The sequence below is a fragment of the Mesorhizobium sp. SARCC-RB16n genome, from assembly GCF_008520305.1.
Classification (GTDB): Bacteria; Pseudomonadota; Alphaproteobacteria; order Rhizobiales; family Rhizobiaceae; genus Mesorhizobium.
Genome location: NZ_ML703260.1, coordinates 1 through 25,554 on the forward strand (window position 1 = coordinate 1; position 25,554 = coordinate 25,554).

A 25,554-nucleotide genomic window follows, 5' to 3' on the forward strand; every position below is an offset into this window, starting at 1 on the left:
AATGCCATCACTCATATGCGATAGCCCTGCCCTCCGGAGGGAGAGGAAGGGAGCCAGCCGGCATAAGCTCGCGCCTTTCCTCTCCCCCGTCGATCGGGGGAGAGGTGTCGAGCGCAGCTCGACGGAGTGGGGGTCGAACCTTACCCGGCGTTGCTGACCGCCCCATAAACCGGCGTATCGATCCCTTCCATCCGCGCCTTGATCTGCAGCGCCACATATTTCGAATAGAAGCGCGACAGGGCCAGATTGCCGCCGTGGAACCACAGCGCTTCCTGCGCCGTCGGTTTCCACATGTTGCGCAATTCGCCTTGCCAGGGGCCAGGGTCGCCCTTGACGCCGGAGCCGAGGCCCCAGCAGGGGCCGACCTTGTCGGCGACCTCGCGCGAGACGAGTGCGGCCACGTTCTCGTTCATCGACTGATAGCCGGTGCAGGCGATGATGGCGTCGGCCTCGAGTTCGCTGCCGTCCTCGAACAGGATGCCTTTCACCGTCAGCGCCTTGATCGCGACGCCGCTTCGGATACCGATCTTGCCGTCGATAATCAGGTCCGAGGCGCCGACATCGATGTAATAGCCCGAGCCGGTGCGGTAGGCCTTCATCAGCAGGCCGGTCTCGTCGTCGCCGAAATCCAGCGCGAAGCCGGACGCGGCGAGACGCTCGTAGAAAGCGGCGTCGCGCGCGCGGATGACGTCGTAGAGCGCGCGCTGGCCCTTGGGCACCAGCGCGAATGGCGTCGAGGCGACGATCATGTCGGCCTTTTCCGTAGTGATGCCGCGCGCCAGCGCGTCCTCGGAGAAGATCTCGAAGCCGACCTGCATCAGCGTGTCCGACTTGACCACGGTCGTCGGCGAGCGCTGGATCATGGTGACGTCGGCGCCGTTTTCCCAGAGATCGACGCAGACATCGTGCCCGGAACTGGCCGCGCCGATGACGGCGACCTTTTTGCCGCGGAATTTCTCGCCGCTTGAATACTGGCTGGAATGCAGCAGCTCGCCCTTGAACTGGTCCGCGCCGGGCAGCTCGATCTTGCGCGGCGGACCATAGGCGCCGGTGGCAAAGACGATGTGCTTCGGCTTCAGCGTGATCTGGCGGCCTATACGATCGACCACCACGGTCCATTCCTTTTCGACCTCGTCATAACTGGCGCTGAGACACTTGGTGGCGACCCAGTAATTCAACTCCATGACGCGCGTATACATTTCCAGCCAATCGCCCATCTTGTCCTTGGGCGTGAAGACGGGCCAGTTGTCGGGGAACGGAATGTAGGGCAGATGGTCGTACCAGACCGGATCGTGCAGCACGAGGGTGCGGTAGCGGTTGCGCCAGGAATCGCCGGGCCTTGCATTCTTCTCGATGACGATGCTGGGCACGCCGAGCTGTCTTAGCCGCGCGCCGAGCATGATGCCGCCCTGGCCGCCGCCGATGACCAGGCAATAGGGCTGCTCGGAGGCGCCAAGCTCGCGCGTCTCGCGTGCCCGCCCTTCCGACCAGGTCTCGCGTTCCGGGTCGGCCTTGTGGCGCACGCCCAGCGGCCGCGCCGCGCCCTTGCGCTCCTCGAATCCTTTCAGCTCGCTCATCGCCGTGAACAGGGTGCGACAGCGGCCGTCGCGCAGCCGCATGATGCCTTGTCCCGTCGCCACCGACGTTTCGAATGTGAACCAGGCTTCGACGGTGCCTTCGTCGGAGGTTGCCTCGCCGGTGAGCTGCCACGCGGCAGGCTTGGTCGTTGCCAGCGTCGATTTCAACATGTCGGCGATGGCCTCGCGGCGGTCCATGGTGGTGACGTTCCAGGTGAAGGTCAGCAGGTCGCGCCAGTAGCAATCGTCGACGAACAGGTTTGCCGCGGCTGACACGTCGCCGGATTCAAGCGCCTGCGAAAAGGAGCCAAGCCATGCGGCCGCCTGTTTGGATGGTGACATTTCGAGCATTTCTTCCCTCTTGCATGCGTCCAATCTGTATATTGGGACGGTAACCGTCGAACTCGGCGCTGCCCCTCATCCGCCTGCCGGCACCTTCTCCCCGTATAGTGACGGGGAGCAGGGACTAGTCTCCCAGCGGCTCCATTTCCTTCCCCGTGCGGTGGATCTGGGCGTTGTACTTGATGCGGCGAACCGTCTCGCGGGCCGTGCCGTCGAGCTTGTAGGCCGAGGCGACCGCCAAAAGGTCGATCATTGCCAGGAAGGCGAAGCGCGAGGCCGTCGGCTTCAGCGTGTCGGGATATTCGGGCACGGCAACCGTCAGCCTGACGTCGCAGGCGCGGGCGAGGTCGGTATCGGGCGCCGTCACGCAGATAGCGTTGGCGCGGTAGTGCTTGGCGAGTTCGACGGCCTCGATCACCTCGCGCGTGCGTCCGGTCGCCGAGATGGCGATCACCAGGTCGCCGGGTTTCAGCGTCGAGGCGGTCATGCGCATCAGATAGGGGTCGCATTGGGCGCTGATCGAGATGCCGTAGCGAAACAGCCGGTACTGGGTTTCGTGCGCCAGCGCCGAAGAGCTGCCGCCGAGCCCGAATACGGTGACCTGGCGGGCCCGCGCGATCAGTTCGGCCGCCTTTTCCAGCTCACCGGGATCGAGCTGCCGCTCGGCCTCCTGCAGTGCCCGGCGTGCTTCGCCAAACACGGAGTTCCAGAACGGCATGCCGGTGTCGCTCTCCCTGGCCGGCGACGTATCGAGATAGAGCGCGCCGACGACAAGGCTCTGCGCCAGCTTCAGCTTGAAGTCGCGCACGCCCTCGCAGCCGATGGCGCGGCAGAAGCGGGTCACCGTCGGCTCGCTGACGCCGGCGCGCTGGGCCAGCGCAGCGTTAGAGGCGTCGACGGCGTATTTGACATCGTCGAGCACGACATCGGCGACGCGGCGTTCGGCCGGGCGCAATTCCGCGTAGGAGTCCTTGACCAGCGAGATGATGTCGGGAATGCGCCGGAAAGGCTCGCCCCCGGCTCCCTCTTCGTCCGCGATCGGATGGCTCATGAAGTCGGTCTTCCCTGGCCCGTTTTCGACCCGACCTCTTATCATGTTTGCATGCTGTCGCTCCATGCGCCCGGCACTGTCGCAACCGACGCGTGCCGCAAGGGCAGCGCCGCCTGCGCCTGCTTGACTATGTAGGAAAGCAACTCACCCAATCACCTCCAGCCGCCTCGACAACCGGTTCATGGCGACCGGTCCATCCGGCCTGATCAGGAACTGGTCCTCGAGGTTGAAGCTGGCGAGGCCGTCGATATAGAGCGGGATCTCGAAGGCCAGCACCATGCCTGGTTCGATCACGACATCGCTGCCAGCGGCAATGAACGGCCATTGCTCCGAGAAGACCGATTGGCCGACGCCGTGGCCGAAATGGCCGCGGCGGTACGAGCGCAGGCCTTGCCGCGCCAGGCTTTCGGTGGCGACAGCGTATACATGGCCAAGCGAATTTCCCGGCACAAGCTCGGCCAGGCCATCCTCGAAGGCGCGCTCGGCCATGGCGTGCAGTTCCGCCTGATCCGCCGAGGGCGGGCCAAAGGTGAAGTTGCGCGACATGTCGGAGGCGTAGAAGCCGACGGTGCAGACCATGTCGCATTTCAGGGGATCGCCGGCCATCGCCCTGGCGTCGGCGCCCTTGGCCCGGGCGCCCAGCGTCACATATTCGGCCGTGGTCACTAGATGCGAGAGCCCGGCCGCCGCCGTGGCGACGCCCTGCCGGTAGAGTGCAATGAGGTCGCCCTGGCGCATGCCGGCCATGGCATCGACCTGCAGCTGCTCCAGGCCGGCTTCCGACAGGAGGATGCCTTGCCGCAGGAGGTCGATCTCGCGTTGCGACTTGACGGCGCGCAGCCGGTCCAGCACGGGCGAGCCGTCGACAAAAAGGCAATCCGGCAGCAGCGCCTGTATGGCGGCAAAATCGGCGGCGGGAACGAAGTCGAGGTCGACGCCGAGCGTGGCGCGCTCCAGCCCGAAATCAATGAGCATGGCTTGCAGCTGGCGCACCGAGCCGGCGAGGTCGAAGGTGGCGGGACGAGAAAAATCCGGCGCACGTACCAGCGAAGCCAGGCCGGCCTCGATGCGCTCCGCCAGGGCAAGTCCTGCAGATCCTGTCTCGACGGGCGCCGATTCGATCCAGATCGGATGCGAACGCACAACCATCTCGGGCGCGGCGGTCCGCAGCTGCGCGGCATTGAAGTCCGCGACCACGACGCCAATCGGCAGGTCTTGCCGGGCCGGGATGACGACGAAGCCGGCGCCGGCGCGCCGGAACAGGCCGGCCGGGCCGATCCAGGCGCCGGTCGCATAGTGGAAGGCCTCGGGCGCGCAAAGCACAAGCGCCGCAATGCCGACGCGCTGCAACAAAAGCGTGGCGCGCTGGCGGTCGACAAAGCCCGTCATGAAATTTCTCCGTATGCCCGAACCGGCAACGGAGCACTAAGGGTGCGGACAATCAAGCGGCCGGCAAGGGCTACTTGATCGATTCCAGCTTGGTAAGCGCGGCGGTGAAGCCGGCCAGTGACACCGGGATGGTGACCGGCTTGCGGGTGACGGATTCCATGCCGATGTTCAGGTTGGTTCCCGACTTCATCGCCTTGACCAGTTCCGGCGGCAGCGGCGTCGCGGCATAGGCGCCGTTCTGGTCGCTGGTCTGGATGGCGATGGTCGTCTTCTGCCCCTGGTCGATCTGATAGCTGGCGCCGGACGGCAGGAACAGGCCGTGCGGCAAAGCGAGCAGCATGGCAAGGCTGCCATTGGCATTGTCGCGGCGCACCGTCACGGTGAGCACGCGCTGTCCTGTCTTGGCCTCGGTCAGGTTCTGCGACACCTGGCATTGAAGCTCGGTGTTCGCCGCGCCGCTGGAGCAGTTGACCGCCCAGGGATTGGCGTCGGCCGGCTTGGGCTGGGCAGGCTTGGCGGCGTCCTCGGCGAGTGCGGGGCCAGCTACCGACAGGATCAGCCACAATGCACCGATAGCTGCGCCCAAGCCCAGAGTATTAGCTTGCGCTAAAGCAACGGTCATGTTTTTTTGCCCCGGTTTGGTATTTCCCGCAGTATGGCTTGATACAACACTCCAACCCGGCCCGGAAGCCGGGAATCCGGCCAAGCAAGCCGGCAAATCTACTGTGTCCATATTGCCACAACGAAGCACTTTGGGGGGTGGCGGCAGCACTTGGGCCATTAGGGACTCGCTATACAATAGAATTCCAGTAAATATCCGCACGCGGGACGTGTAGTCCCAGAAGGACTCGCCGGGGATGGGAACTACCGAGAAGTCTCGGCAAGTTGGTGAGATGGCGGCGCGTGGGGAGGGGTTCCACACGCGCGCCGGCTATCGCCGTTCGAGCATTGCAAGGCATCTCTGGAAGACGACGGCGCTTACGTCGTTGGCGCTGGCGCTTTCGGGCGCGGCCGCCTATGGCGACGATGCCGGGCTGTGGCAGCCGCAGGTCCGGGCCATCATCGGCGCAGACAACAATGGCGGCAACGCCGCGCTCGAAGGCTTCATCCCGATCAAGCAGACCGCCGAGTCGGTGCTGTTCCTGGATGTCCGCGCCAAGCACGATTTCAAGGACGCCTTCGGCCAGGACATCGGCCTCGGCATCCGCCGCATCGTCAACCCGGACCTGATGCTGGGCGGCTACGCCTATTTCAATGCCGAGAGCTACGGCGGTACCCAATTCACCGGCGGCACGCTCGGCGTCGAGGCGATCACGCCGAATTTCGACGCGCATGTGAACGTCTTCGTGCCGATCAAGGGCGACTCGACCGGCCACTCGGTCGGCTCGACCCTGTCGATGGTCAGCAATCAGCTGATCGAGCAGATCTCGGTGCTCGACCATCGCGACTACGCGGCCTGGGGTATCGAGGGCGAGGTCGGCGCGAAGGTGCCGCTCAACCTGCCCGACAAGCATTCGCTGCGGCTGGACATCGGCGGTTACCATTTCGAGGATCCGCACGGCGACGACGGCAGCGTCACCGGCGCCAAGGCCGGCATCGAGTATGAAATCGGCGATGTTTTCGGCACCGGAACGTCGCTGACCTTCACCGGCGAGGTGCGCAACGACAACCGCGACGACACCCAGTTCGCCGGCAGCGTGCGGCTGAACATCCCGTTCAATCCCGGCGGCGGCTCGGACAACACCGCGGCCATCGGCGGCGCGGAGCCTGTCTATCCGGTCAGCGAAGGCCTGCGAAAGCGCGTCAACGAGCGGGTGCGCGGCGATATCGGCGTCCGGATCCAGAGCCAGGACAAGACCGGCGGCTCGACGACGCGCGTCGCCATCAACGCCGCCACCAATGCAGCCTTCGGAAAATTCTACTTCGCCGACGGCGGCCTGGCCGGCGTGGGCACGCAGGCCGACCCGACGACGCTTGATGACGCGGTCACCAAGGCCGGCGCCGGCGGCTTCGTCGTGGCTCTGGGCGGCAACGGCAATCTGACCACCGCCGGGGTGACGCTGGCCACGGGCCAGACCGTCATCGGCGGCGGCGAAAGCGTCACCGCGAAGCTTTTCGACGGCGGCACCGCCACCTTCAACCTCGGCGGCAGCGATGGCACGATCCAGGGCACCAACGTCGCCAACAACGTCATCACGCTTGGCAATGGCAACACGCTGAACGGCATCACCATCACCGGCGGCGCCGACGGTATCTTCGGCAACAACGTCACCGGCACGACGCTGACCAAGGTCACGGTGACGGGTGCCGGCGGCAACGGCGCCGACTTCACCGGCAATTCGACCAACGTCAGCGCGTCCAATTTCACCGCTACCGGCAACGGCCTCGACGGCCTGCATATCGAGGGCAACGGCACTTACAACTTCACCGGCACGACATTGCTGCAGAGCAATCTCGACGATGGCCTAGATATCACCGGGGCGGGCACCTACACCTTCGCCACGGTCAACGCGCTGGGCAATGTCGACCGCGGCATAACCGTGCAGGGCAGCGGCGGCAGCTTCACCACCACCGGCGGCAATATCTCCGGCAATGGCGGCATCGGCATCTACATCGACCCGATCACCGCGCATGTCGTGCTGGATTCGATCTCCCAGACCGGCGGCACGTCGGGCGTGGTGCTCGACCACGTCTCGGGCAGTTTCACCGTCAACGGCGCCACGACGATTTCCGGGACGTCCGGACCGGCGATCGCCATTTCGGATTCGCCCGCGGCGATCCGCTTCGGCGACGTCAGCATCACGACGCCCGCCGGCGACGGCATGGTGTTTTCCGGTGTCAACGCGGCGGTGGTTGCCGGCAACATCGTCATCTCCGGGCTGGGTCTCGGCCATACCGGACTCGACTTCTCCGGCAGCCAGACGACCTTCACCGCACTGTCGGCCAATATCAGCGGGTCCGGCGCCGGCTCGATCGGCATCGATCTCGCCGACACGACCGGCGATGCCTCGATCATCATCACCAATGGCGGAACCATTTCGGGTGTCGACACCGGCGTGCGCCTCGGCATTGCCGGCTCGCTGGCCCACTCGGCCAATGCCCAGTTCAGCTTCGGCGGCGGCTCGATCGCGGGCATCACCGCCTCGCTCGATGCGCGCGGGCTTAACCAGACGCTCGGCCATTACGGGTTCGGCTCGACCACCTTCAGCGGCCCGCAGCTGTTCGACGTTCAGAACGTGATCTTCGTCGGCGCCGCGGCGTCGGGCTCCGGCGACGGCTCATCGCTTGGCAACCTGGCGTCGATCGGTACGGCCGACGGCATCAGCGATAGCAACGCAATCTTCGTGCTGGTCAACGACGCCGGCAACACGCCGATCGACGCCACGGGCGGCTTCTCGCTCAGTGCCGGCCAGACGCTGGCTTCGTTCGGCAACGGCCGCTCCTTCTCGCTCGGCGGCGTGCCGATCAACGTTACCGGGGCCAACATCCAGCACGACGTCGTGGTTTCCGATCCCGGCACCGGGGCGGCGACGCTGACCAATTCCGGCGCGGGCGCCGTGGTGACGGCGGCCAGCGGCGGCACGTTGGAGGATTTCAACATTTCCGGCGGCAGCGGCGCGGCGATCAGCGGCTCCGGCTCTTCCGCCCTGACAGTCCAGGGCGTGACGGTGAGCAGCGTCGCCACCGGCCTGTCGCTCAATGGTTTCAGCGGCACAGGCACCTTCACCAACTTCGACATCACCAGCGCCGGCACCGGCGTCAGCATCACCGGCGGTACCACCGGCACCTTGACCTTCGATGCGGCGAGTTCGATCACCGGCACGTCCGGCGTGGCGTTCAATATCGATTCCTCGACGCCGAACCTCACCTACAACGGCACGATCAACCAGACCGCCGCCTCCAGCGCGGTCAAGATCAACGCCATGACCGGCGGCAGCGCCACCTTCGGCGGCAAGATCACCGCCAGCACGGGCGCGGCCAACGCGATCGACCTGACCGGGAATACCGGCAGCACGATCAACTTCACCGGCGGCCTCGACCTGACCACCGACGGCGGCTACGGCTTCAGCGCCGTCAATGGCGGCACGCTGACGGTGACCGGCTCCGGCAATACGGTCAACACCGGCGCCGGCGTCACGGAAAACGGCATTCATCTTGGCGGCGCCGGCGGCCTGACGATCGGCGCGGCCGGCGTGACGTTCGCCAGCGTCACCGTCGATGGTTCCGGCGGCTCGGTGCCGGCCGGCATCGTCATCGAGAACACCAGCGGCGGCAACGTCACATTCGGCGGCGTCAGCATCAGCCGTGCCAATGGCGACGCCATCCGCCTGACCAATGTCGCCAGCGGCACCTACAGTTTCAACGGCACGACGACGATTGCCGCGGTCGGCGGCGCGGGTCCCGGCTTCGTCGTTCAGGGCAGCGCCGCGACCGTCAGCGTCAACAATCTCGTCACCACTAATGTTTCCGGCGCCGATGTCAGCCTGACCAACAACACCGGCACAATCGGCATTGGCGGTACGATCACCAATTCAGGCGCTGGCGACGGCGTCGTCGTCTCCGGCGGCAGCGCCGCGATCACGGTTTCGGCCGCCATCTTTAGTTCCCCCGGCACGACCGGCACGGCGGTCAAGGTCGACGGCATCACCGGCGGCTCGGTTGCCTTCACCGGTTCGGTTACCTCGGCCGGTACAGGCAACCTCTTCGCCATCGGCTCGACCACCGCGCCGACGGGTGGCGCGATCAACTTCACCGGCTCGGCGCTGACGGCAAGCGGCGGTGGCGGCGCGGTCATCGCAGGCCTGGGCACGGCCGCGACCTTCAACGCCACGGCGCCGCTGTCGATCACCAACGCGACCGGCAATGGCGTGTCGGTCTCCAACGTTGCCGGCAGCGCCACCTTCGGCGCCGTCACCGTGACAACGGCCGGTGGCAACGGCATCGATATTTCAGGCAATTCCGGCGCGGTGACTTTCGGCACGACCAATGTGACGCTGGGCGCTGCGGCCAACACCGCCGGCATCAATTTCAGCGGCACCAATGCCGGTGTGACCTTCGGCACCACCACCGTCAGCAATGTCGGCGCCAACCAGACCGGCATCGACTTCAGCGGTTCGTCCACGACGGCCGCCCTCGGCCTTACCACCATCACCGGCACCGGCGACCTGACCTCGCGCGGCATCGACCTGTCGTCGACGACAGGCAACAAGACCATCACCTTCCTGGCCGGCTCCAGCATCAGCAATGCCGGCGTCGGCGTCGAACTGGCATCGGATCACTCGACCGCGACTTCGGCCAACGCCAATTTCACCTTTGGCGACGGCACCTCCGCCAATGGGCTGCAATCCTCCATCACCGCGGCGGCCGGCGGCTACACCGTCAACACGGTCGGGCTGAATCCGGCGCTCGGCAACTACAATTTCAACGACGTCTCCTTCACCGGCAGCGCCAATCTGGCCAGCGCGGTCGGGGGGGTCATCATGGTCTCGCAGAACGGCGGCGTCATCGCCGCCGGGACCGACGGGCTCAGCGCCGATGTGACCACGATCTCGGTTGCCGCGGCCGATGCCATGGCCGGCACGCAGACCTTCGCCTTCGTCGGTACCGTCGATCTCAGTGGCACGCCGTTCACGCTGGATTCGGGACAGTCGATCACCGGCTTTGGCAACAACACATCCATCCTCACCTCCGGCACCATCCAGCCGGTCAATGTCCAGGGCAATCTCGGCGCCACCGGCGGCAACGTCACCGGCAATGAGGGCGTGGTCACCGGCAGCGGCGGCTTCCTGCATCTGCTCGGCAGCAATCAGGTGCGCAACACCGCGTTCGACTTCACCGGCGCCAGCGGCTCGGTCTTCACCATCGACCAAAATGCGCTCGGCTTCAGCAACGCCGGCGGCATCGTCATCGACGGCGTGACGGTCAGCAACGTCGCCGCCGGCAGTGTGGTTTTCAAGGTCGTCGACGTCGACACCAATGTGTCGATCACCAACAACAACATCAGCGTCGCCGGCACGCTGCTCGACGCCAATGGCGGCGCCGGCAACATCACGCTCACGCGCGGCACCTTGCCCAACAGCGCGACGCCGGGCACGCTGACCGGCGGCGGCATCTCGATCGCCAACCGCAGCGGCGGCCTGGTCAACTTCACCGACAAGGTGACGGTCGGCGGCAATGGTGTTTCGCTGACTTCCAACACCGGCTCCACCGTCACTTTCGCGGATGTGGACATCACTACCAATGGCGCGACGGCTTTCACCGCCACCGGCGGCGGCACGGTCAATGTCACCACCGGCACGGTGAACGCCACGGGCGCACAGGCGGTGGCGCTCGACGGTATCACGGCCGGTATCAACTTCGCCTCGACCAGCGCGACGTTCAGCTCGGGCAACGGCATCGACCTGCAGAATCTCAGCGGCACGGCCGCTTTCGGCTCCGGCACGCTGACCAACACTGGTTCGGGCACGGCGTTCAATGTCGGCTCCGCAACCAACCTCAGCGGCGGCAACGCCGCCATTTCCTATGGCGGCACGATCGCCAGCAACGGCACGGGTGCGTCGGTTTCGATCCAGGAACTGACCGGCGGCTCGGTGACGCTATCGGGCAATCTGACGGACGGCAACGCGGCGGCCGGCGGCAACATCGTCGTCGCCGGCATTGGCAACGGCACGGCAGCGGCCGTCACCTTCTCCGGCACAACCAAGCAGATCAGCTCGGGTGCGACCGACGCCGTCAGCCTTATCGGCAATCCGAACGGTACGGTCGACTTCAGCAATGGTGGCCTCGCCATCAAGACCACCGGCGGCACCGGCTTTGGCGCCAGCACCGGCACGGTCAGCGTCACCGGCCCAGGCAACACCATCACCACCACGACCAGCACCGCGCTCAACCTCGACGGCGCGACGGTCGGCGCCGGCGGCTTCACCTTCGGCAGCGTCTCGGTCAACGGCGCGGCGACCGGCATTGCGCTGAACAATGTTTCCGGCGGCTCGATCGGCCTCGGCGTGGTCGATCTGCAAGGCATCACCTCGCGCGGTGTCGACATCTCCAGCACGCTCGGCGCGACGCTGAATTTCACCAGCCTCAACATCGGGCTCGGTGCGGCAAACGCGGTCGGCCTCGACCTCAACGGCGCCGCGCTCGGCGCCAGCAACATCACGGCTGGCGATTTCGACGTCGACGGCGGCAGCTTCGCCGGCACGATAGGCATCGACATGGCCGGCACGACGGGCACCGGCACGATCCAGCTCGGCGACACCGTCAACAACAATCCCGGCCCGAGCGGCCAGACCTCGACGATCAGCAATGTCGGCTATGGCGTGCAGTTCTCCAGCGCGACCAACGCCCAACTGGTGTTCGGCGACGGCCAGGGTCCGGCCGAATCCTCGATCGCCACGACCGGCGGCCAGGTCATCCACGCCACAGACAGTTTGCCGCTCAGCGGCGACTATAATTTCAACGACGTCACCTTCACCGGCGATACGTCGAACCTGTCGTCGATCAGTGTCTACTACGTCACCGAGGGGGGCACTGGCGATGGCAGCCTCGCCAATCCGGGCAGCTATGCCGGCGCGCAGGCGTCCACTACCGCCAATGTCATCGTGCTGATCGACAAGACCGTCGACGCCAGCCAGTCGACGATCGACCTCGGCGGCACCTCGTTCCAGCTCGATGACGGGCAGGTTCTGCTCGCCTTCAAGAGTGGCGACGCAGCCATTGACGTCTCGCAGCTTGGTGTCGACACCACCGGCGGCGCGGGAGCGGCGTTCCATTTCACCACTGTGCAGAACTCGCCGATCGTCTCGGCGCCGGGCGGCATCGATTCGCTGCGGCCCATCCTGCAGAGCAACAACGCCATCTCGGTCGTCAGCCTGGCAACATCAGGCACGGGCCTCATCACCGGCGGCGTCCAGAACCTCATCATCCGCAACATCGGCACCGGCGACGGCATTGCCGTCAGTGCGACGGCCGCTTCCAGTTTCTTCCTGAGGAACAACGACATCGCGGCCGGCGGCAGCGCGCTCGACTTCGCCACGACCGGCGCCCCGGCCAATACGCTTCTGCTGTCGATCGACGGCAACACTCTCAAATCGACGGGATCGGCGCTGGCAGCGTCGTTCGTCGGCCAGAACATCAATGCGACGGACAATTCGATCGCCATCCGGTCCTTTGCCGGCAACAAGGTCACCGGCGGCACCGGCGGCGGCATCGCCTTCAACAATGTCCGGTTCGACTCCGACGGCCTCGGCGGCACCGTCAGCGTCGGCACACTCGACATCGGCACCACAGGCGCGCGCGTCCAGGGCGACGGCCTCAACCTCACCAGCACCAGCGGGACGCTCGACCTCGGCACGTTCACCATAGCCAACAATTCAGGCACCGGCCTGCTGGTCGACACAAAGACGGCGGGCACCAACTTCACGCTCAACAGCAGCGGCGGCTCGGTCGACACCACTGGCGGCGCGGCGTTCAATCTCGACCCGCTGACGGTCAACATGACGATCGGCAGCGTCACCGCCGCGGGCGGCACCAGCGGCATCATCTTCGACGGTGTCGCCGGCACCTTCACGGTTACGGGCGCCACGACCATCACCGGCACGTCGGGCGACGGCATCAGCGCCATCAACACCAACACCGGTACCTTCAATTTCAACACGGTAACGGTCAACAACGCCCTCACGAGCGGCGGCGGCATCGGCTGGGCCAGCGGCACGCTCACCGTTAGCGGCCTCGCCAACATCGACACGACCAGTGGCACCGGCCTGACCCAGGGCGGCGGCACGACCAGCTTCACCGGCGGCCTGACCATCGACACCACGTCCGGCACCGGCATTCTCGGCAGTGGCGGCACGATGGCCATCGCCGCCACCGCCGGCGCCGAGACTGTGAATTCCACCAGCGGCCAGGCGATCGGCCTCACCAGCGTCGCCGCCAACATCGCGCTGGATTCAACCTCGTCGGGCGGCGGCTCCGTCAATGTGAACCTTATCAACACCAGCGGCACGATCGACCTTGGCTCGGGCGCGTTGACCGGCGCCGCGGCTGTCTCGTTCCTGGTGAATGGCGGCACGGCGGCAGTCAGCTATTCGGGCAGTGCCACCATCTCGAACGCTGCCGGCACTGCCCTGGAAGTCCAGAACCGATTGGCCGGGGCCGGACTCGTCTCGCTGAGCGGCAACTTGACCTCCAATGGCAACGGTATCTTCCTGAACAACAATGCCGGCGGCACCGTGACCGCGTCGGGGGCATCCAACAATTTCACCGGTGCGGGTACCGGCATTACGCTAATCAACAACACCAGCGGCACCTTCAACATCAACGGTGCAAGCTACACGATCGGCATGAGCTCGACCGGCGCCGGCGTCGCCATCAGCGGCAACAGCAGCCCGGTGGTCATGAATTTCGGAGGCGGCCTGGCGATCACCACCGCGGCGGGCACGGGATTCTCCGCGACGGGCGCCGGCACGCTCAACGTGACCGGTTCCGGGAACATGATTTCGACCGGCACCGGCACCGCTCTCAACCTGAACGGCGTCACCGTCGGCACCGGCGGCGTGAATTTCTCCACCGTTTCGACCACCGGTGCGGCGACCGGCATTGCGCTGGCCAATGTCGCGTCGTCCGGCGGCGGCACCATCGCGCTCGGCACCGTCAATTTGCAAGGCATCACCTCGCTCGGCGTCGATGTTTCCGGCACGCTGGGTGCCGCCCTGTCCTTCAACTCTCTCGCCATCGGCCTCAACAGCTCCACCGCGACGGCCTTCGACCTCAGCAATGCTACGATCAACGCGGCCGTTACCGCCAACGATTTCGATGTCACCAATGCCGCCGCCGGCGCGGGCACCTCGATCGGCGTCGACCTGCGCGGCGCCAGCGGCGGCCAGACGGTGCGGTTCGGCGATGCCGCAGTCGGCGGCAACAGCTCCAGCATTGCCGGCGTCAACACCGCCGTGTTCCTCAACAGCGCGACGAATCTTGCCTTCACCTTTGGCGACGGCGAGTCCGCGACAGACCAGAATTCGACCATCAGCGCCACTACCGATATCGACGCCACCAACGCGCCGACGCTCGGAACCTACAATTTCAAGGACGTAAATTTCCAGTCGAGCCCCGGCAACGGCTTCGGCATCGGCAGGATATTCTTCGTCGGCGCCAGCGCGACCGGCAATGGCAGCGGCAAGGACCAGAGCAATCTGATTTCGTTGACCGGGGTGCAATTCCAGGCCACGACAAACGACGTCATCGTCCTCGTCAACGATCAAGGTGTCATCACGGCGACAGGCTCGTTGGTGCTGCAGACTGGCGAACAGGTTCGCGGCTTCGGCAATGGCAACATCAACCTGGCGCTGACAGTGCCCTCGACCATCCAACTGGCCAGCAACAGCATTTCGATCATCGACCAGACGCCCAACGGCGCCGCGACACTGAGCGCCAGTGCGGGTATCGACGCCATCAGGCTCGGCGCCAGCGGCAATATCATCGACGGCTTCATCCTCGATGGCGGCGCGCGCGGCATCAAGGACAATGGCTCGGGTGCGTCCGGCACCACGATCAGCCACATGACGATCCGAAACTTCACCGCGGCCGGTATCGAGATCACGCCTTCGACCAGCACCACAATCGACAATGTGACGTTCTCGGGCAATGCCACGGACGTGATCCTCAACGCGTCCAACTCCACCATCGCCAACGTCACCAGCACCGGCGCGACAGGCATCGCCTTCGACCTGCGCAATACCACCGGCACGACGACGCTGACCAACCTCAACATCACCACGGCGGCGAGCGGCACCGGTATCGTCTTCGGCGGCGCTTCCGGCCCCGGCGGCACGATCACCGGCACCAATGTCGACATTTCGGGCGGCAGCGGCATTTCCGTTGTTGGCGGCAATGCCGCGATCAGCTTCGATGGCGCCAGTTCCATCGCCGCTGGCGGCTCGGGCACAGCGGCAAGCATCACCAACCGCACCGGCGGCAGCTTCGCCTTTGCAGGCACGGTCACCGCTAATGGCGGGGCGAGCGGCATTGTCATTTCCGGCGCGACGGGGGCGAGCGATGTCAGCTTCACCGGCGCGGTCGATCTCGGTGTCGGCACGACGATGACCGGCACAGCCGTGTCGATCAACAACAACGCTCAGTCGTCGGTTGTCGCCTTCTCAAACCTCGATGTCGTCACCAACGGCACAACCGGCTTCAGCGCCACGGGCGGCGGCACCGTCAATGTCACGACCGGCACGGTCAGCTCAACCGGGGCGCAGGCGGTCAACCTCAATGGCGTCGCGACCAGCACCGGCATCAACTTCACCTCGACGACATCGACGGGCGGCGCCAGCAACGTTTCGCTGACCAACGTCACAGGAGCTGGCGCCGTCAGCCTCGGCTCGGGCGCGCTCAGCGGCGCGTCCGGCACGGCGTTCCTGGTTTCTGGCGGCTCGAACAATGTCAGCTACGCCGGCACCATCGCCAAGACGAGCGCCGGCAACGTCGTCAGCGTATCGTCTCACACCGGCAGCACCACCACCTTCAGCGGCACGATTTCGGCGACAGGCTCCAGCGGCGGAATAGCGCTTGCCAACAACACTGGGGCGATCATCAACTTCACCAACACGCTGACACTGACAGGCACGAACACCACCGGCTTCAGCGCCACGGGCGGCGGCACGGTGAGCGCGACCGGATCCGGCAGCATCATCAGTTCCGGCACCGCGACGGCGCTCAATGTGGCCAACACGACGATCGGGTCCGGCGGGTTGAAGTTCCAAAGCATTTCGGCCATCGGATCAAGCGGCAATGCCGGCATCGTCCTTGACACCACCGGCTCCCTGGGCGGCTTGACCGTGTCGGGAACAGGCACCGCCGGCAGCGGCGGCGTGATCTCCAACAAAACCGGTGGAGACATCCTCACCGGATCGGACGCAAGCGGCCAGACTGTATCCGGCAGCGGCGGCACCGGCATCTTCCTGCGGAATACGAGCGGTGCTTCATTCACCAACATGCAGCTGAACGACTTCTCCAACTTCGCCGTCTACGGCAACAACGTCACCGGCTTCACGCTGGCGAGCAGTGTCGTCAATGGCGTCAACGGCACCAACAATGCCGGCGACCGCGAAGAGAGCTCGATCCGCTTCGACAATCTGCTCGGCACGGCCTCGATCACGGGTTCGAGCATTTCGGGCGGCTTCAACCAGAACATCGATCTCTACAATACCAGTGGCACGCTCACGCGCCTGACGATGGACAACAACACGTTCGGGTTGGTCGGATCGACCGGCAACGACAATGTCAGCGGGCAGGTATTCAACAGCGCGACCGCCAACTACACACTGACCAACAGCACCTTCGCCGGAACCCGCTCCGACTTCATCGCCTTCCTTGCCAACAACAATGCAACGATGGATGCGGTGGTACGCAGCAACACGTTCCATAATGGCCAGGCTATCGTCCCCGGCGGCGGCACCGCGGTCGACATCCGTAGCGGATCCGGCGGCCTGACCTCCGCCGCGACGACGACTTTCGATATCTCGCACAACATCCTAACGGATGGCGGCGCCAACGCCTTCGATACGGTCGGCATATTCGTCGCCAAGGGCCAGGACAACGGCACCATGTCCGGCACGATCGCCAGCAACGCCATCGGCCCGGCGAAAGTGAACTCGAATTCCGACGGCATCTTCGTGCGCTCCGCTGGCACCGGCACGTTGACGACCCTGATCCAGAACAACACCATCACAGGCGTTGGCAACAACGGCATCCATCTGCAGAACAATGACGGCAGCGCGACGATGAACGCCACGATCTACGGCAACACCGTGTCCTCGCCGACGAGCTCGTTCCCGTTTGCCGCGCTGCTGGTCGACAATGGCGCGACAGCGACCGACACCAGCACGACGAACGTCGTCATCGGCACAGGCACTGGAGGCGCAGGCAGTAAGAACACACTGACGCACAACGCTCTCTACGCGGTCGACGTTTCGCTAAGCAATTTCAACGCGAATACCCATCTCAATCTTTCTAGAAACGGCTCGGCCCAAAGCACCGCTCAAGGTGTCATAGGTGACGACAACAATGGCTCGCCGATCGTGGACACGACTGGCGGCAGCGGCGCGATCACATTTGTCAATACGTTACCGACGCTGCCTGCGGTGGTAGCGCCATAGGCTTTCGAGCCGCCTTCAACCAGAAGCCGGCTATCTTTAATAAAAGCCGATATAAAAATATTATTTTTATCTGCACGACTCTTAACGTTGCGTAAGTTTGTAGTTGTGGCATATTGGCCTAAACAACTAGGGGACACCGATGGCGGAACCATTTATTTCCGAAATCAGAATCATGTCTTTCGGTTTTCCGCCGAAAGGCTGGGCGCTGTGCGATGGGCAATTGCTGCCGATCGCTCAGAACCAGCCGCTGTTTTCACTGCTGGGCACCACCTTCGGCGGCGACGGCCGGGTGAATTTCGCCTTGCCCGATTATCGCGGGCGCGTTCCCATTCATGTCGGCAGCGGTCATACATTGGGTGAGCGCGGCGGCGAGCAGGCGCACACGCTTTCGCTCGCGGAACTGCCTTTTCATAGCCACAGCGAACAGGCCACGACGGCCAATGCCGACGTGCCGGCACCCAACGGCAATCTGCTGGCGACGGTCTCCAACGTCTATACACCGCCAGGCAACCCCACGACGGCGATGGATCCCGGTACGCTAGCCTCTGTCGGCGGCAGCCAGGCGCATATCAACATGCAGCCGTTTCTGACACTGAGCTTCTGCATCGCCCTGCAGGGCATTTTCCCGTCGCCGACCTGAGGGAGCACTATCATGGCACAGCCTTATGTTGGCGAAGTCCGTATGTTTGCCGGCAATTTCGCGCCTGCCGGATGGATGATGTGCGAGGGGCAGTTGCTGCCCATCTCGGAAAATGAAACGCTGTTCCAATTGATTGGCACTACCTATGGCGGCGACGGCCAGGAAACCTTCGCGTTGCCGGACCTGCGTGGGCGCCTTCCGATCCATCAGGGCAACAGTTTCATCCTTGCCGAGGCCGGTGGCGTGGAAGAGGTCACGCTGACGACCCAGCAGATGCCCACGCACACACACCCCTTCGTCGCTTCTCTGAACAACGCGGGGGCGAGTACCCCGACCGGCAATATGACCGGTCAGGTCGGTGCGTCGCAAATCTATCGTGAAGCGCCGGCGACCACTCCAATGTCTACGCAGACTGCAGGGCAAACCGGCGGCAACCAACCGCATACCAACTTCCAACCGTATCTCTGCATCAATTTCATCATCTCGCTGTTCGGAATCTTCCCGTCGCCGACTTAAGAGGACCGCCATGGCCGACCCATTCGTCGCCGAAATTCGCATCTTCCCGTTCAACTTCGCGCCAAAGGGTTGGGCATGGTGCGATGGGCAGTTGCTGCCGCTGTCGCAGAACACTGCGCTTTTCTCCCTGCTCGGCACCACCTATGGCGGCGACGGCAAGTCCAACTTTGCCTTGCCCGATTTGCAAGGCGGCGCACCGATGCACCCGGGGCAAGGGCCGGGTCTTTCATTGCACGATCTCGGCGAGCAAGGTGGTTCGGAGACGGTCTCTCTGCTGATATCGGAGATGCCGCAGCACGGGCACACACTGATGGCGAACATCAATCCCGCCAATCTGGCGGCCCCAAGTGCGACTCGATCCTTCGCGCGTACGTCTCCTGGACAGTCTTATTCGGCGACGGCCACTTTGACGCCGCTCAGCGATCAGGCGGTGCGACCGGTCGGCGGCGACCAACCACATAACAACATGCAGCCCTACCTCACCTGCTATTTCTGTATCGCTCTCCAGGGCGTCTTCCCACCACGTCCCTAATGCCCGATGAGCCATTTTAGCAGGGCGGTCGGCTGGATGCGTGCGGCCGGTGCAGGGCTCACATTCCGCCCCATCACGGACGACGATCTGCCGTTCCTGGCAGGCGTCTACGCCTCGACCCGCGCCGAGGAACTCACCTTGACCTCCTGGACCGAGGCGCAGAAGGCTGCGTTCCTCGACATGCAGTTCCAAGCGCAGCACGCGCACTACCGGAAATACTATCCCAACGCCGACTGGCTGGTGACGATGCATGCTGGCAGCGATGTCGGTCGCCTCTATATCGAGCGCTGGCCAGGCGAGCATAGGATCATCGACATCACCTTTCTACCGGCGTTTCGCGGCAAAGGGTTGGGCTCAGCCCTGCTTGCCGACCTGATCGACGAGGCGGGTGCCGTCGGCAAGGCGGTCTCGATCCATGTCGAAAAGCACAACCCGGCTATGCGGCTTTACCTGCGACTGGGTTTCACCGTCGCCGAGGACAAGGGTGTCTACGATCTGATGGTCCGCCCAGCATCCTCATTTTGAGCCAGTTCCGGACGGGAAGCTGCTTCACATTTTCCTGGAATTGCTCCTGAGCCATCACGCGCCGCGATACCAGGAGACGATGGTGAACCGCTCGCCGCGCGTCACCGGGGTGACTTCGTGCGTCGTTTCCGAACGGAATGCCACAAGGGAGCCCGGCAATGCCGGCATGGCGATGCGCAGGTCCGGACCGCTATAGTGTCCGTGCAGGACCAGCGAGCCGCCGGCGTAGCTTGTGGGCGAAGGATCGTCACATCGAGCGTTGAGAAAGATCACCGCCGAGACTTTTCGGAAGCGCGACTCGTCGTGAATGAGCGGCGTGTTACCGTCCTGGTGCGGCACGAAGAAATCCCCCTCCCGGTAGTGCAGGAATTGGGGTTTCTCGGTACAGCCGAGCGCAAGTCCAAAATGTCGCTCCAAGGCCACTTTCTGGCCTGTAAACAGCACATTCACCCGCGCTTCGGTGGCCGGCGAGATTTCGGCGCGCCTGGTCTTGCGCACCTCCGGCCATGCGGGCTTCTGCTCAGGGGCCCCCATCAGGCCGGCCGGCCGCGGCTCGCCCGAATTTCAGCGCACAGGGCGCCGCACGCCGCTTCGTCGAGCACGCCAGGGATTTCGATATGGTCGATCATGTGTCGAGCCGCCACCGCCCTGATGGTCCGATCGTCGCTCTGACCGGATCGCCGAAAATCAGTTGAACACCGCCTCGTAGACCCGTCCCGTCGCGTCGGCCGCCACCGGCACGATGAAGATGTCGTGGGTGCCGCTTTTGCCGGCAAGACTGTAGATCGCCTGTGGCAGCGCCGCATCGCCCGGGCCCCTGAACAACAGAGAGAATCCGCCGCCGGGGCGCGGGCTGGCGGGGATCGGCCTGATATCGGTCAACTCAAGCGCAATCGACCTCTCGCCGAGCGTGATGGAGAAGGTCGTGCCCTGTTCGAAATCCGTGATCTTCATACCATGCGCCTCGATCCGCCTGCCGCGACGGGCAATGTCGCCGCTTCACGGCTGACTGTCCATAGCGGCAAGCCGCCCTCGCGGCATGGCGCGGTACAAAGTTCGGCGTAAATCCGCATTGTGGCGCCGTGCATGCTTTTGTGGAGGCGGGGAACATTGTAGAGCCTTTACTTCGATTTGCGCACGATCTCTTGCCAACCCCTTGCCCAACCCCTTGCCCAACCGAAGATCAGCGCAGAAAAACAGATCCCGGCGGGATCGCGTGTAAAGCGGACCGGTGCAACCGGGTCGCGGGAGAAGAGGAACCGGACGATGGCCGACAGCGGTGTGAAGAAGGAAACGGTGCCGGCGGGCGAATCCATGCCGCTGTTCTATACGAGGCCCGAGGCGCTCAATCCGACCCGGCACGGCTCGCTGGGTCTCGCCGCGCGCAGCGACTTCTCCTTCGCACGCTCGGCGCACGCCATTCCGGTGGTGGCGTCGGAAATGCCGGCGGCGATGCGCTCCTACCCGATCGTCTTCATCGGCCCCGCCAAGGCGCCTGTCATCATCACCGGCGTGCGCCAGGACGAGAACCTGTTCGTCGATGCCGACGGCAAATGGAACGCGCCGCACTACGTTCCGGCCTATGTCCGCCGCTATCCTTTCATCCTGGCCGAGGACCCGACCTCGGCCGGCCGGCTGACGCTGTGCGCCGACCGGGCGAGCGAGCGCGTGGTCGACCAACTGCTGGCGCCGTCCCGCGACGACAAGGTGCTGCCGTTCTTCAGCGGCAACGAACCGACCGAGGCGACCAAGCAGGCGCTCGCCTTCTGCAACCAGTTCCAGATCGACTTCAGGGCCACCCGCGAGATGGTCGACAAGATCGACGCGCACGGCCTGTTTTCGCCGCGCCAGAGCACGGTGACGCTGGAAGGCGGCGAAGTGCTCAACCTCACCGATTTCCAGGTGGTCGACGAGGCGGCCTTCAACAAATTGAGCGACGAGGCCTTCCTCGACCTCAGAAAGTCCGGCGCGCTCGGCCTGCTCTATTGCCACCTCGCCTCGACCAATAGCTGGACCTCGCTGGTGCACCAGGCGTCGGTGCGCAAGGCGGAGCGGGCGAAGGGCGCCTGAAGGCAAAAAAAGCGCGCCGCATCGCGGTTTTGGATGAATTGCTCGACCTGCCGAGGGTCGAGACATTGGGATGGAACATTTCAGGCGCTGTCCGGTTGCTTCCTCTAACGCGGAGGAATGGCCATGGTGATCAGCCAGGAAGAACGTGTCGCGCATATCAGGAAGCGGGCTCGCGAACTCTGGGAACGGGAAGGTCTGATGCCCGACCGTGAGAAGGCCTGCTGGGACAAGGCGGTCGAGGAGTTCGAGTCCGGTAAACTGACCGCCGGACGAAAGCAGGCTGGCGCGGATGCCGCTGGCGACTCCGCTGGTGCCGAACACTAACGCCCCCGCTGCGTCTCGTCACTTTACGGAATCCGCTATTTTAGAGCGGTTGAGTGTCGACTGAACCGCTCCAACTCTTTGTTCTCACCACGATTCCGGACGGAAAACCGTTAGACACTTTTCCTGGAATTGCTTCAGGCAGCCGCCCGCCGGTCGTGCCGGCCTTGCCTGATCTGTCGGTTGATGGATGGCTAACGAGGCCCGGCGTTCCTCCTGAAATTTTATGTGATTCCCGGGAGATGTCGGGCTGGGTGTCGGCCGCAGCATCCAGGCTGACGTCCGCCACAAAACGAAAAAGCCGCGGCGGACCGCGGCTTTTCGATGCTTGATTCCCCTGGAGGAAACTGGAGCGGGTGAAGCGATTCGAACGCTCGACCCCAACCTTGGCAAGGTTGTGCTCTACCCCTGAGCTACACCCGCTCACACGGCGTCTTGGCCGCAAGCCGGGCCTATATGGCTGAAGAGCGCGGCGATTGCAACAGGGAAATAGCAGGCTTTTTGCAACCTCCCGAGCGATGCCGGCAAACCGCCCGCGACGCGCGGATTTCATCGCTCCTTGCGCGACGGTCTTGTGTCGCCCGCCTCATTGGCCGTAAACGGCAAGGCCAAGAAACGGACGAGAAGAAGATCAATGCCGAAGACCGAAGCTGAACTGATGGCCTTTCTTGCCGAACTGGGCATCGCCGTTTCGACGATACGCCATCCGCCGCTCCATACGGTTGCCGATTCGCAGGCGCTGCGCGGCGAAATCGCCGGCGGGCACACCAAGAACCTGTTCCTGAAGGACAAGAAGGACAATTTCTTCCTGGTTACCGTCGGCGAGGACGCGGTCGTCGATCTCAAGCAGATCCACCAGTTGATCGGCGCCGCCAGCCGGGTTTCCTTCGGCAAGCCGGAGATGCTGATGGAGCTTTTGGGCGTCACGCCGGGCGCGGTTACCGTTTTCGGCGTCATCAACGACAGGGAAAACAGGGTCAAGCTGGTGCTCGACAAGGATTTGATGGCGCATTCCGTCATCAACGCGCATCCGCTGACCAATGAAGCGACGACGTCGATCGCTGCGGCCGACCTCATCAGATTCGTCGAGGCAACCGGGCATGATGCTGCTATCTTGAAAGTCTCGGCGTGATCGCCACATGGATGGCGAAACCGATTTCCAAAGACATTGCGCCGAGCCGCGGGCCGGCGGCGCGACCGAAAGGGTGACGAGATGAGCGACAACAATCCGTTTGGCGGATCATTCGGAAATAATGGCGGCCAGTATGCCACCACGGTGCAGTATGGCGGAACGGAGGCGGCGCCGGCGAAGACCGCGCTCGGCAACGCGCCCGCCGGCCCCGCCGGCGACGTCATCAAGGACACGACGACCGCGGCCTTCGCCGCCGACGTCATCCAGGAATCGCGCCGCCAGCCGGTGCTGGTCGATTTCTGGGCGCCGTGGTGCGGACCTTGCAAGCAGCTCACCCCGCAGCTGGAAAAGGCGGTCAAGGCCGCCGGCGGCAGGGTCAAGCTGGTCAAGATGAACATCGACGACCATCCCTCGATCGCCGGCCAGCTCGGCATCCAGTCGATTCCCGCCGTCATTGCCTTCAAGGACGGCCAGCCGGTCGACGGCTTCATGGGCGCCATTCCCGAGAGCCAGATCAACGAGTTCATCACCAAGGTCGGCGGCAAGGGCAATGGCGTGCCGCCGGTGGCCGAGGCCCTGGCGGCGGCAACCGAAGCCCGCGATGCCGGCGATATGCAGGCCGCCGCCGACATCTATGACGCCATCCTGGCGCAGGCGCCGGAGACGGTCGAGGCGATTGGCGGGCTGGGCGACCTGTTGTTCGAGGCCGGCGACACCGAGGGTGCCGAGGCGCTGCTCGCCACAGCGCCGGAGGCCAAGAAGGACGCTCCGCCGCTGGCTGCCCTGCGTGCCAAGATCGCGCTGGCCGCGCAGGCGGCGGCGCTGGGCAATCCGGCCGAGTTCGAGCAGCGGCTTGCGGAAAACCCCAGGGATCATCAGGCGCGTTTCGATCTGGCCATGATCCAGAACGCCAAGGGCGATCGCACGGCAGCCGCGGACAATCTGCTGGCCATCATCAAGGCCGACCGGAGCTGGAACGAGGATGGCGCCAGGGCGCAGTTGCTGCAGTTCTTCGAGGCCTGGGGCATGACCGACGAGGCGACGCTTGCCGCGCGCCGCAAATTGTCGGCGTTGCTGTTTTCCTGAGCCGGTTATCGGTTGTTTTGTCGCACGGGCTTGTGGCGTCGGGCCAGAGCGCCAGATAGGACAAGGCACGCTTCGCGATGGAAGCGATCGGAGGAATGAGGTGCAAGCGGGAAACGCGCATTACCGGCTCGCCAAGGATCTGCCGTCGACGATCCCGATCTTTCCGCTCGAGGGCGCGCTGCTGCTGCCGGGCGGCCGCATGCCGCTCAACATCTTCGAGCCGCGCTATCTGCAGATGGTGGACGAGGCGGTCGCCCGCTCGCGTCTCATCGGCGTCATCCAGCCCAGTCTCGACGGCGCGCTACGCGAGGATGACGAGCCGGAGCTTTGCAATGTCGGCTGCATCGGTCGCATCATCGCCTTTTCAGAGACCGGCGACGGCCGCTACCTGATTTCGCTGCAAGGCGTGTGCCGGTTCCGCGTCGCCCACGAGCTGACGGTCAAGACACCGTTCCGCCAGTGCAAGCCGGCGCCGTTCCTTGCCGATCTCGGCGAGGATCAGGCGGCTGATGAAATCGACCGGCCGGCGTTGCTGCGGGCCTTTCGCGCCTATCTGCAGGCCAATGATCTGGAAGCCGACTGGGAAAGCGTCAGCCGGGCCGAAAACGCCATGCTGGTCAACGCGCTGTCGATGATGGCGCCCTACGGACCGGCCGAGAAGCAGGCATTGCTGGAAGCCGCGGACCTGAAGACGCGGGCCGAGACGCTGATCGCCATCACCGAAATGACGCTGGCGCGCGAGAATGAGGATTTTGGCTCGAGCCTGCAGTAAAATGAACGGAGGCTTGAAGCTGGAAAGAGAATGCGATGGCGGATGGGCGTGACGGAAAGAAAACCAGCGTCGACCCGAAGCTGCTGGAACTCTTGGCCTGCCCGCTGACCAAGGGCCCGCTGGCCTGGGACCCTGAGCGTGGCGAGCTGGTCTCGCGGGTCGCCAAGCTCGCTTATCCCGTGCGCGACGGCATCCCGATCATGCTGCCCTCGGAGGCGCGGACCATCTCGGCCGAGGATGTGCTGTCGCCGCCACGGCTGGGCGGGCCGAGCAGTTCAGTGTCATAGATAGTCATTTGCCGAGTGTGATCGGACGTTAAGTTGACGCTCTACGGCGCCCCCCTCTGTCCTGCCGGACATCTCCCCCACGAGGGGGGAGATTAGTAGCTTCGGCGCCGGCCCTTCTTCTTGCAACGTTGAAAATTGGCGAAGGCGATCGCGATAG

General features: G+C 64.5%; 17 protein-coding genes and 1 tRNA gene. 11 read left to right on the forward strand and 7 right to left on the reverse strand.

Annotated elements, in window-relative coordinates; all coding sequences use genetic code 11:
• Positions 1-140: 140 nt before the first annotated feature.
• From C7I87_RS06860 to C7I87_RS06875, 4 genes are all read right to left on the reverse strand, one after another.
• Complete coding sequence (locus C7I87_RS06860; protein WP_149903488.1) at positions 141-1,928, reverse strand: NAD(P)/FAD-dependent oxidoreductase; 1,788 nt, start codon at positions 1,926-1,928, stop codon at positions 141-143.
• A gap of 115 nt (positions 1,929-2,043) precedes the next feature.
• Complete coding sequence (locus C7I87_RS06865) at positions 2,044-2,970, reverse strand: MurR/RpiR family transcriptional regulator (RefSeq protein ID WP_149903489.1); 927 nt, start codon at positions 2,968-2,970, stop codon at positions 2,044-2,046.
• 144 nt (positions 2,971-3,114) lie between these two features.
• Positions 3,115-4,359 (reverse strand): M24 family metallopeptidase, encoded by a 1,245-nt coding sequence (locus tag C7I87_RS06870; RefSeq protein WP_149903490.1) that lies wholly within the window; start codon positions 4,357-4,359, stop codon positions 3,115-3,117.
• A gap of 70 nt (positions 4,360-4,429) precedes the next feature.
• The gene (locus C7I87_RS06875) at positions 4,430-4,981 is read right to left on the reverse strand and encodes an invasion associated locus B family protein (protein WP_149903491.1); all 552 of its coding nucleotides are present in this window, start codon (positions 4,979-4,981) and stop codon (positions 4,430-4,432) included.
• Between the two features lie 271 nt (positions 4,982-5,252).
• Between C7I87_RS06875 and C7I87_RS06880 the strand changes: the two genes are divergently transcribed.
• From C7I87_RS06880 to C7I87_RS06900, 5 genes are all read left to right on the forward strand, one after another.
• Positions 5,253-17,516 (forward strand): beta strand repeat-containing protein, encoded by a 12,264-nt coding sequence (locus C7I87_RS06880; protein ID WP_188393765.1) that lies wholly within the window; start codon positions 5,253-5,255, stop codon positions 17,514-17,516.
• A gap of 139 nt (positions 17,517-17,655) precedes the next feature.
• A complete protein-coding gene (locus tag C7I87_RS06885; RefSeq protein ID WP_149903492.1) occupies positions 17,656-18,156 on the forward strand; it encodes a phage tail protein in 501 nt (166 codons plus the stop codon).
• A 12-nt stretch (positions 18,157-18,168) separates the two neighbouring features.
• Complete coding sequence (locus C7I87_RS06890) at positions 18,169-18,672, forward strand: phage tail protein (protein WP_149903493.1); 504 nt, start codon at positions 18,169-18,171, stop codon at positions 18,670-18,672.
• Positions 18,673-18,682: 10 nt separating this feature from the next.
• The gene (locus C7I87_RS06895) at positions 18,683-19,204 is read left to right on the forward strand and encodes a phage tail protein (RefSeq protein ID WP_149903494.1); all 522 of its coding nucleotides are present in this window, start codon (positions 18,683-18,685) and stop codon (positions 19,202-19,204) included.
• Between the two features lie 6 nt (positions 19,205-19,210).
• Positions 19,211-19,729 carry a GNAT family N-acetyltransferase gene (locus tag C7I87_RS06900; protein WP_149903495.1) on the forward strand — a complete coding sequence of 173 codons (519 nt, stop codon included), beginning with the start codon at positions 19,211-19,213 and terminating at the stop codon, positions 19,727-19,729.
• Between the two features lie 54 nt (positions 19,730-19,783).
• Here the strand turns inward: C7I87_RS06900 and C7I87_RS06905 are convergent, their stop codons facing one another.
• Entirely contained in the window at positions 19,784-20,263 is a 480-nt protein-coding gene (locus C7I87_RS06905; RefSeq protein ID WP_246696221.1) for a 2OG-Fe(II) oxygenase, read from the reverse strand.
• A 153-nt stretch (positions 20,264-20,416) separates the two neighbouring features.
• The gene (locus C7I87_RS06910; protein ID WP_149903496.1) at positions 20,417-20,683 is read right to left on the reverse strand and encodes a DUF6916 family protein; all 267 of its coding nucleotides are present in this window, start codon (positions 20,681-20,683) and stop codon (positions 20,417-20,419) included.
• 312 nt (positions 20,684-20,995) lie between these two features.
• Between C7I87_RS06910 and C7I87_RS06915 the strand changes: the two genes are divergently transcribed.
• Together C7I87_RS06915 and C7I87_RS06920 are read left to right on the forward strand one after the other, a co-directional pair.
• Positions 20,996-21,799: a SapC family protein gene (locus C7I87_RS06915; protein WP_149903497.1), complete on the forward strand. Its 804-nt coding sequence runs from the start codon at positions 20,996-20,998 to the stop codon at positions 21,797-21,799.
• A gap of 123 nt (positions 21,800-21,922) precedes the next feature.
• Positions 21,923-22,123 (forward strand): DUF2934 domain-containing protein, encoded by a 201-nt coding sequence (locus tag C7I87_RS06920; RefSeq protein ID WP_188393766.1) that lies wholly within the window; start codon positions 21,923-21,925, stop codon positions 22,121-22,123.
• A gap of 345 nt (positions 22,124-22,468) precedes the next feature.
• Here the strand turns inward: C7I87_RS06920 and C7I87_RS06925 are convergent.
• A tRNA-Gly gene (locus C7I87_RS06925) sits at positions 22,469-22,543 on the reverse strand.
• 211 nt (positions 22,544-22,754) lie between these two features.
• Between C7I87_RS06925 and C7I87_RS06930 the strand changes: the two genes are divergently transcribed.
• From C7I87_RS06930 to C7I87_RS06945, 4 genes are all read left to right on the forward strand, one after another.
• A complete protein-coding gene (locus C7I87_RS06930) occupies positions 22,755-23,252 on the forward strand; it encodes a prolyl-tRNA synthetase associated domain-containing protein (RefSeq protein WP_149903499.1) in 498 nt (165 codons plus the stop codon).
• Positions 23,253-23,333: 81 nt separating this feature from the next.
• On the forward strand, positions 23,334-24,338 hold the full coding sequence (gene trxA / locus C7I87_RS06935; RefSeq protein WP_149903500.1) for a thioredoxin: 1,005 nt from the start codon (positions 23,334-23,336) through the stop codon (positions 24,336-24,338).
• A gap of 100 nt (positions 24,339-24,438) precedes the next feature.
• The gene (locus C7I87_RS06940; protein WP_149903501.1) at positions 24,439-25,110 is read left to right on the forward strand and encodes an LON peptidase substrate-binding domain-containing protein; all 672 of its coding nucleotides are present in this window, start codon (positions 24,439-24,441) and stop codon (positions 25,108-25,110) included.
• 35 nt (positions 25,111-25,145) lie between these two features.
• Complete coding sequence (locus C7I87_RS06945; protein WP_149903502.1) at positions 25,146-25,397, forward strand: Trm112 family protein; 252 nt, start codon at positions 25,146-25,148, stop codon at positions 25,395-25,397.
• Positions 25,398-25,554: the final 157 nt, after the last annotated feature.

Excerpts from the sequence above, each read along its gene's own strand:
- C7I87_RS06860 (WP_149903488.1), bottom strand. The coding sequence starts at position 1,928 with ATGCTCGAAATGTCACCATCCAAACAGGCGGCCGCATGGCTTGGCTCC.
- C7I87_RS06865 (WP_149903489.1), bottom strand. The coding sequence starts at position 2,970 with ATGAGCCATCCGATCGCGGACGAAGAGGGAGCCGGGGGCGAGCCTTTC.
- C7I87_RS06870 (WP_149903490.1), bottom strand. The coding sequence starts at position 4,359 with ATGACGGGCTTTGTCGACCGCCAGCGCGCCACGCTTTTGTTGCAGCGC.
- C7I87_RS06875 (WP_149903491.1), bottom strand. The coding sequence starts at position 4,981 with ATGACCGTTGCTTTAGCGCAAGCTAATACTCTGGGCTTGGGCGCAGCT.
- C7I87_RS06880 (WP_188393765.1), top strand. The coding sequence starts at position 5,253 with ATGGCGGCGCGTGGGGAGGGGTTCCACACGCGCGCCGGCTATCGCCGT.
- C7I87_RS06885 (WP_149903492.1), top strand. The coding sequence starts at position 17,656 with ATGGCGGAACCATTTATTTCCGAAATCAGAATCATGTCTTTCGGTTTT.
- C7I87_RS06890 (WP_149903493.1), top strand. The coding sequence starts at position 18,169 with ATGGCACAGCCTTATGTTGGCGAAGTCCGTATGTTTGCCGGCAATTTC.
- C7I87_RS06895 (WP_149903494.1), top strand. The coding sequence starts at position 18,683 with ATGGCCGACCCATTCGTCGCCGAAATTCGCATCTTCCCGTTCAACTTC.
- C7I87_RS06900 (WP_149903495.1), top strand. The coding sequence starts at position 19,211 with ATGAGCCATTTTAGCAGGGCGGTCGGCTGGATGCGTGCGGCCGGTGCA.
- C7I87_RS06905 (WP_246696221.1), bottom strand. The coding sequence starts at position 20,263 with ATGGGGGCCCCTGAGCAGAAGCCCGCATGGCCGGAGGTGCGCAAGACC.
- C7I87_RS06910 (WP_149903496.1), bottom strand. The coding sequence starts at position 20,683 with ATGAAGATCACGGATTTCGAACAGGGCACGACCTTCTCCATCACGCTC.
- C7I87_RS06915 (WP_149903497.1), top strand. The coding sequence starts at position 20,996 with ATGGCCGACAGCGGTGTGAAGAAGGAAACGGTGCCGGCGGGCGAATCC.
- C7I87_RS06920 (WP_188393766.1), top strand. The coding sequence starts at position 21,923 with ATGGTGATCAGCCAGGAAGAACGTGTCGCGCATATCAGGAAGCGGGCT.
- C7I87_RS06930 (WP_149903499.1), top strand. The coding sequence starts at position 22,755 with ATGCCGAAGACCGAAGCTGAACTGATGGCCTTTCTTGCCGAACTGGGC.
- trxA (WP_149903500.1), top strand. The coding sequence starts at position 23,334 with ATGAGCGACAACAATCCGTTTGGCGGATCATTCGGAAATAATGGCGGC.
- C7I87_RS06945 (WP_149903502.1), top strand. The coding sequence starts at position 25,146 with ATGGCGGATGGGCGTGACGGAAAGAAAACCAGCGTCGACCCGAAGCTG.